Annotated in this window: 4 protein-coding genes, 1 tRNA gene and 1 pseudogene; 3 read left to right on the top strand and 3 right to left on the bottom strand. The window is 71.1% G+C overall.

Annotated features, from left to right (window positions below; translation table 11 throughout):
- Positions 1 to 603, bottom strand: a pseudogene (locus IY392_RS14165) (pyruvate dehydrogenase (acetyl-transferring), homodimeric type); the annotation flags it as partial.
- A gap of 310 nt (positions 604 to 913) precedes the next feature.
- On the opposite strand from IY392_RS14165, the gene IY392_RS14160 reads away from it, so the two are divergent.
- On the top strand, positions 914 to 1,348 hold the full coding sequence (locus IY392_RS14160; protein ID WP_182613743.1) for a DUF3052 domain-containing protein: 435 nt from the start codon (positions 914 to 916) through the stop codon (positions 1,346 to 1,348).
- 111 nt (positions 1,349 to 1,459) lie between these two features.
- Here IY392_RS14160 and IY392_RS14155 read toward each other — a convergent pair whose 3' ends face one another.
- Positions 1,460 to 2,632 carry an RCC1 repeat domain-containing protein gene (locus IY392_RS14155; protein ID WP_107756154.1) on the bottom strand — a complete coding sequence of 391 codons (1,173 nt, stop codon included), beginning with the start codon at positions 2,630 to 2,632 and terminating at the stop codon, positions 1,460 to 1,462.
- Between the two features lie 262 nt (positions 2,633 to 2,894).
- Positions 2,895 to 4,067 carry an RCC1 repeat domain-containing protein gene (locus tag IY392_RS14150; protein WP_159077992.1) on the bottom strand — a complete coding sequence of 391 codons (1,173 nt, stop codon included), beginning with the start codon at positions 4,065 to 4,067 and terminating at the stop codon, positions 2,895 to 2,897.
- 179 nt (positions 4,068 to 4,246) lie between these two features.
- On the opposite strand from IY392_RS14150, the gene IY392_RS14145 reads away from it, so the two are divergent.
- Both IY392_RS14145 and IY392_RS14140 read left to right on the top strand, forming a co-directional pair.
- Positions 4,247 to 4,319, top strand: a tRNA-Val gene (locus IY392_RS14145).
- Between the two features lie 3 nt (positions 4,320 to 4,322).
- Positions 4,323 to 4,823, top strand: a 501-nt coding sequence (locus IY392_RS14140; protein ID WP_194861555.1) for a cobalamin biosynthesis protein, incomplete at its 3' end; no start/stop codon positions are given.

Genomic DNA, 4,823 nt, shown 5'->3' with positions numbered 1-4,823 from the left:
GGGGTAGGAGGGGAGGGACCGGCCCGGGTGGCTCTTCTCCTGTCGGAAACCGTCCAGGTCGTGTTCCCGGAGGCGCCCCTCGAGGTAGGCGCGTGCGTACATGCCGGGCGAGGCGTGCCCCTGGAAGAAGATGTGGTCCCCACCGCCGGGGTGGTCCTTGCCGCGGAAGAAGTGGTTGTACCCCACCTCGTAGAGCGGTGCCGCCCCCGCGTAGGTGGAGATGTGGCCGCCCACGCCGATGCCGGGACGCTGGGCCCGGTGCACCATGATCGCGGCGTTCCACCGGATCCAGCGCCGGTAGGTGCGCTCCACGGACTCGTCGCCCGGGAACTCGGGTTCGAGACTGGTGGGGATCGTGTTGACGTAGTCCGTCGAGGTCAGGGCGGGCAGGGGTACGCGCTGCTTGGACGCGCGCTCGAGGAGCCGCAGCATGAGGTAGCGGGCCCGCTCGGGGCCTGCCTCCGCGAGCATGCCGTCGAGTGAGTCCATCCACTCCTGGGTCTCCTCGGGGTCCGAGTCCGCGAGGTAGGACGCGACCCCCTCGCGGAGGACCGGCACATTGGTGGGTGCGGAACCATCTCTCGTGCCTACGGTCTCGGTCATGCGTCTCGTCCTCACTTCTGCGATACGTACAGCGGCGACCCGGTGGGGGCACCACACATGTCGGGGTGCAGTCTCCGGTCGACCGCGCGTACCGCGGGTGTGGGTTGGATCGCGTGGTCGGCCGGACACGGGCCGTCGTCGGCCCATGTCTCCCCCTGATTGTGCCCCAAAGCGTGATGCGGGACACGAGCCTGCGGTCCCGGCGACGAAATGGGCGGTTGTCGTTTCCCCTGGGAGGGTGCCCGGGTAGTGTTCCTGGTCAGCGAAAGACCAAGACGAACACACTCGGATTCGAGGGAGGAACACCACGGTGGTCGCCGCGGCGAACCAACAGGACGGGGCGGATCAGATTGCTGGTCAGCTCGAACTGACGAAGGACATGCTCGTTCAGGAGGTCGGATGGGATTCCGACTGCGACGAGTCGATCAGTGAGGCCGTCGAGGACGCCGTCGGGTCGGAGCTGTTGGAGGAGGACACAGACGAGATCGTCGACGCCGTGCTGCTCTGGTGGCGCGACGGGGACGGCGACCTGGTGGACAGGCTGATGGACGTCGTGACCCCGCTCGCAGAAGAGGGCTCGGTGTGGGTCCTCACCCCCAAGACGGGGAATGCCGGTCACGTGGAACCCGCGGTCATCGCCGAGTCGGCCCAGACGGCTGGGATGCTCCAGACGCGTACCGCGGCCCTCGGGGACTGGGCGGGAAGCCGTCTGGCGTTGCGGAAGAACAGCATCCCGCGGAAGTGATGTCCCCCCGGGGGGTGGCGTCACCGTTCAGCGCGGTGCCCCCCCCGGGGGGTGCCACGCCGTGACCAACGCGGGCGGCGGCACCGGAGGTCGACAGTCGAGCGGCGGCCCTCAGCCCGTGGGTTCGAGCAGGACAACCTCGCCGGACACCTCCTGCGCGGGTCCCGGCAGCGGTATCCGGTACGGGAGACGATCCTGGCTGGCATATGGCTCGACGCGGCGGTTACTGCCCCAGGCCCACAGACCACCGGTCTGGTCGATCCCGTAGGACGACGCGCTGCTCGCGCCGATCCACCGCATCGGGGGCACACCCACCACCTGGCGGGGTGTGGAGATGGAGAAGTCCTCGGTGTTGCCGTCGCCCAGGATCCCGTAGACGCTCCGGCCCCAGGCCCAGACGCGTCCCTCGGTATCCCGTGCGAGCGCGTATCTGCTCCCGGCCGCCACCTGGACGATGTCGGTCAACCCGTCGACCTTGACGGCCCGGGTGGTCTGTCCGCCGCGTGGCTCGACCCCGAGAAGTCCGTGGACGTTGTTGCCCCAGGCGCACACGTCGCCGCTGCCGGTGGCGATGATCCCGGCACCGCCGGGGTTGGCCACGCTGACGGCACCGGGTAGACCGCGGATGGTGCGGACCTCCGTCCCGTCCGGCTCTCCGAGAATCCGGGTGAGGTTGGTTCCCCAGGCCTGGATCTTGCCGTCGGAGCGGAGGGCCAGGGCGTTGAGCTGTCCGTAGGCGACCCCGATCACCTTCTCCACACGGGGGACAAGGGCCGGGGTGGGCTGCGCTCGGCTGCCTCCCTTCTCTCCTCCGGACGCGATGAACCCATCACCCCAGGCGACCACCGACCCGTCGGAACGGGTCGCCAGGAACGTCGAGCCCACGGCTTCCACGGACGTCACATCGTTGACGCCGGGGACCTTCTGCGGCCGGAGTACCTCCGGCGCTCCGGCCCCGACGCCGCCCAGGACTCCGAGATGGTCCACCCCGACCACCGAGACGGTCCCGTCCGGGTGGACCGCGGCGATCGCGTTGCGGGCGTCCGCCACCGAGATCACCTCCTCCCATCCCTCGATCGGACCGGGCGGGAGCGAGCCGCGGACGACGCTGCCCATCAGTACCGCCTGCCCCGGGGCCCGGGTCTCAGGGCTGGGTGAGGCCGAGGAGTCCGGGCACGGCGGCGCGGTCATGACCGCGCGATCGGCCGCGCTGCACCCGGTGACACCGGCGAGCGCCAACGAGAGCGCGACGGCCGAACGGACGGTCCTGAGGAGGTTCGCCATGACCGGATTCTGCGGTGGAGACGGACGGTTGTCCAGGGGCTTCATCCGCGCAGTACCGGGACGGCGCCGCGGTCACCCCGACGGTCCGGGGGTCTCCTGACCGGTCACCCCGGGGGCCGTCGTCCTCGGGGGGTGGGATAATCTGTCGCACACCGTCCCGAACCATCGAGGCGGGATTCTCGTGGCGTTGCGGAAGAACAGCATCCCGCGGAAGTGATGTCCCCCCCGGGGGTGCCGGTGTTCGCTCGTCGAACGCCGGCCGTCAGCCCGCCGGTTCGAGCAGGACGACCTCGCCTGACACTTCCTGTGCGGGTCCCGGCAGCGGTACCTGGTATGGGCGACGATCCTGGCCGGCGTACGGCTCGACGCGGTGGCCGCCGCCCCAGGCCCACAGTTCACCGTTCTGGTCGATCCCGAAGGACGAGGTGCTATCGGCGCCGATCCACCGCATCGGGGGTACACCCTGCACCTGGAGGGGCTCCGCGGTCGAGGTGTCCTCGGTGCTGCCGTCACCCAAGACCCCGGAGACGACCCGGCCCCAGGCCCAGACGCGCCCGGCGGTATCCCGGGCGAGCGCGTAGTCGCTCCCGGCGGCCACCTGCACGATGTCGGTCAGCCCGTCGACCTTGACGGCCCGCGGACTCTGGCCGCCCCGCGGCTCGACGCCCAGAAGTCCGTGGACGTTGTTACCCCACGCGCAGACCTCTCCGGTGCTGGTGGCGATGATCGCAGCCCCGCTAGAGTTGGCGACGCTGACGGCCCCGGGGACGTCCCGAATCGTGCGCACCAGCGGCCCGTCCTGCTCACCGATGACCTGGGTGAGATTGATGCCCCACCCCTGGAGTTTCCCGTCGGACCGCAGCGCGAGCGCGTTGAGTTGCCCGGAGGCCACCTCGATCACGTTCTCGACCTTGGGGACCAGGCTCGGGGTGGGCTGGTTCCGCTCGTCGCCGCGGCGGCCCCCGCTCGCGATGAACGAGTCGCCCCACGCGATGACGGATCCGTCGGAGCGGGTCGCCAGGAACGCCCCGCCCACGGCGGCGACGGATGTCGCGTCCTGGATGCCGGGCACCGTGCGGGGCTGCTGGGTCCGCATGCCCCCGGCCACCGTGCCGGCCAGGAGACCCCGGTGATCCTCCCCGACCACCGAGACGGTTCCATCCGGGTGGACCGCGGCGAGGGCGGGGCCGGCATCGGCGACCGAGACGACCTCCTCCCATCCCGCGATCGGGCCGGGGGGGACCGTGCTCCCGGCGAGACCGCCGAGGAGTACCGCCTGTCCCGGGGCCCGCTTGTCAGGGGTGGGTGTCGCCGACGAGTCGGGGCACGGTGGCGCGGAAATGACCGCGCGGTCGGCCGCGCTGCACCCGGCGACACCGGCGAGCGCCAGCGAGAGCGCGACCGCCGACCGGACAGTCTTACGGAGATTCCCCATGACCGGATTCTGCGGTGGAGACGGACGGTTGTCCAGGGTCTGCATCCGTGCAGTACCGGGACGGCTCCGCGGTCACCCGGACGGGCCGGGGTCTCCTGACCGGTCACCCCGGGGGCCGTCGCCCTCGGGGGTGGGATAATCTGTCGCACACCGTCCCGAACCATCGCGGCGGGGTTCTCGCGCGCGTAGCTCAGCGGTTAGAGCTCTGGTCTTACACACCAGCGGTCGGGGGTTCGATTCCCTCCGCGCGCACTCATGAACACTCATCTGCTCCGGGCCCTGGGGACCGCGTTGGGGTTCGCCGCCGACGCCGCGATCGCGGACCCGGTCCGGTGGCATCCCGTGGCGGGCTTCGGACGGTGCGCCTCGGCACTGGAGCAGGTGCTCCACCCGGACACCGGCCGCGATGACACCAGGACGGGCACCTATGCCCGGGGGTTGGCCTACACGGTTGTGCTCGTGGGCGGGACCGCGACCGTCGTGGGAGCCGCCGAGGCTCTCGCCGCCGGCCGGCCGGTCGTGCGGGTGGGTGTCACGGCGATCACGGTGTGGTCCTGCCTCGGCGGTACCTCGCTGCTCCGGGTGGCCGAGCGGCACGCGGACCTGCTGGAGCGGGGCGATGTTCCCGCGAGCCGCTTGCTCCTGCCGTGGCTCTGCGGACGCGATCCGGACCTGCTCGACGCCGACGACCTGGCCCGGGCCGTCGTGGAGTCGGTCGCGGAGAACACCTCCGACGCCGCCGTGGCGACCATGTTC

The sequence above is a fragment of the Dietzia sp. SYD-A1 genome, assembly GCF_015356725.1.
In the GTDB taxonomy this organism is placed as follows: domain Bacteria; phylum Actinomycetota; class Actinomycetes; order Mycobacteriales; family Mycobacteriaceae; genus Dietzia.
The sequence above is the reverse complement of the archived record's forward strand: the minus strand, read 5'-3'. Positions and strand labels throughout refer to the sequence as shown.

What these genes read in the sequence shown, in the direction of transcription:
- IY392_RS14155 (WP_107756154.1), bottom strand. Translation starts at nt 2,632, where the DNA reads ATGGCGAACCTCCTCAGGACCGTCCGTTCGGCCGTCGCGCTCTCGTTG.
- IY392_RS14150 (WP_159077992.1), bottom strand. Translation starts at nt 4,067, where the DNA reads ATGGGGAATCTCCGTAAGACTGTCCGGTCGGCGGTCGCGCTCTCGCTG.